The following is a 2,066-nucleotide window of genomic DNA, read 5'->3' on the forward strand; positions in this document are numbered from 1 at the left end:
AAAATATAATTAGCTTCTATAAAATAAATTGTATTTTTTTAGAGGTAAAGTAAATAAAAAACCATTGAGTCCTATCATTACTAACACTCAATGGTTTTTCACTTTTAATTACTGATTTACTTGTTATATTAGTGCTATTTAATAGCCCATCAAATCTTTTATTTTTTCCGTATTATCTGATGAAGTTAACATTTCTAATAATGTAAAAGCTACTTCCATCGCAGTACTTGGGTTAGCAGATGTAATAATATTGTCATCTACTACAATACGATCTTTACTAATAGCTACACCATAGGTTGCAAGTTGTGCGAGACGCTGACTTGTAGGGTGATTGTATGTCGTTGCGCGTCGCTCTTTTAATACACCGCTATGAGCAACAGCAAGTGCTGCAACACAAATCGAAGCAATCGGCTTATGTTGGTCATTAAAATGACGAATCACTGTACCAAATTGTTCACTAAAGGCATCATCATAAAAGTCTGCTTCTTCAAAACCTCCTGGAATCGCAAGTGCATCAAATTCATCTAAATTTAAATCCATCAATAATTTTTCCGGTGTCACACAGAAATTCCAAGTAGCCTTTAACTCTTTATGTAAGCCAGCTGTCACAACAACCGTTGAACCATCCCCTTCAAGCTGATTCCAACCAAGTACATCCGTAAATACGCTCGCCTCATATGCTTCAAATCCATTGGCTAATAACAACAGTATTTTTTTCATTTCTACTACCTCCTAATTTCTATACATAAAGTGTAGACGACTGAAGCACTTTTCTATATATTTTAAAAAAGGTATTTATCTAATAATTCTTTTTATTCAACGGAAAATTCCTTTATTTACTTTTTAGAAGAAGGCGAAGAAATGGATTCAATTGATTATCAAATTTTACAGCAGATTGAAAAGAATGCAAAAATAACGACGAAAGAATTAGCGAGACATGTACATTTATCAGCTCCAGCAGTAGCTGAACGTATTAAAAAGCTTGAAGAACAGCACGTTATTAAAGGCTATCGCACTGAATTTGATTTATCTCAGCTTGATCGGGGCATCGTAGCAATCGTGTTGTTTAAATCCTCCAATTGCAAAAAGCTAGCAGAGTTTTGTTATAGCCATCCAGATGTATTGTCATGCTATCGTGTTGCTGGCGAAATTAGTTATATCGTGAAAATTGCTACATCATCCATTGAAAAATTAGAGGAATTTATTGATGCAGCCATGCCTTACGGTACACCATCAACAAATATTGTTCTATCAGGACGAGAAAATAATGTGGTATCGTCTAAGCAAACAGCTCATTCCAATTAGTATAGGAATGAGCTGTTTTCATTTATATCATTTTATCTAGATATACTAAAAGGGTTTAACGAACTTTCTCTTTTAATAAAAGTTAGGTGAAACTTTATAGCTTAGTTAAAATCGGCAATTTTTTCTGAGCGATTTCTTGTTTTATTTGCTGAATAAATGTATCAATAGCCATTTTTTCTAATCCCTCTTGTCTATAAGTTCGAACAGATACCGCTTGCGTAGCGACTTCTTCATCCCCTAGCACAAGGATATACGGGATTTTTTGCAACTGGGCATCTCGAATTTTTCGCCCTAATTTTTCATTTCGCTCATCTACTCCAACACGAATCCCTTCCTTACGTAAAGCCTCTTTCACCTTTTTCACATAATCATGATGCACAGTGGAAACACCAATGAGTTGCACTTGCTTTGGTGCAAGCCATAACGGGAACGCACCACCAAAATGCTCAATTAAAATGCCTAAGAAACGATCAATGGAACCAAAGACAGCTCGGTGAATGACAACAGGACGTACCTTTTCGTTGTCCTCGTTGATATATGTTAAATCAAATTTCTCCGGTAGCTGGAAATCTAATTGCACAGTCGCACATTGGTGGCTACGTTTAATGGCATCCTTAATATGAATGTCAATTTTCGGACCGTAAAATGCGCCGTCCCCTTCATTAATTTTGTACGGGAAGCCTAAACGTTTTAATACATTTTCAAGTGCTTGCTCGGCCTGATCCCATAATGTGAGTTCACCCATATAATCATCTGGACGT

Annotated in this window: 3 protein-coding genes; 1 reads left to right on the forward strand and 2 read right to left on the reverse strand. The window is 35.9% G+C overall.

The window, feature by feature from the left end; all coding sequences use genetic code 11:
• Positions 1-138: 138 nt before the first annotated feature.
• On the reverse strand, positions 139-720 hold the full coding sequence (locus tag QI30_RS19725) for a DJ-1/PfpI family protein (protein WP_126992134.1): 582 nt from the start codon (positions 718-720) through the stop codon (positions 139-141).
• Positions 721-861: 141 nt separating this feature from the next.
• Here QI30_RS19725 and QI30_RS19730 point away from each other — a divergent pair, with 141 nt between their 5' ends.
• A complete protein-coding gene (locus QI30_RS19730) occupies positions 862-1,305 on the forward strand; it encodes an Lrp/AsnC family transcriptional regulator (RefSeq protein WP_126992105.1) in 444 nt (147 codons plus the stop codon).
• Positions 1,306-1,399: 94 nt separating this feature from the next.
• Here the strand turns inward: QI30_RS19730 and QI30_RS19735 are convergent.
• Positions 1,400-2,066 (reverse strand): His/Gly/Thr/Pro-type tRNA ligase C-terminal domain-containing protein (locus tag QI30_RS19735; RefSeq protein ID WP_233600654.1); only part of this gene is annotated, 667 nt, incomplete at its 5' end.

The sequence above is a fragment of the Candidatus Kurthia intestinigallinarum genome (genome assembly GCF_003991225.1).
Taxonomy (GTDB): Bacteria; Bacillota; Bacilli; order Bacillales_A; family Planococcaceae; genus Kurthia; species Kurthia populi.

Bases quoted from the DNA above. Each gene is read 5' to 3' on its own strand.
- QI30_RS19730 (WP_126992105.1), top strand. From the start codon at position 862: ATGGATTCAATTGATTATCAAATTTTACAGCAGATTGAAAAGAATGCA.
- QI30_RS19725 (WP_126992134.1), bottom strand. From the start codon at position 720: ATGAAAAAAATACTGTTGTTATTAGCCAATGGATTTGAAGCATATGAG.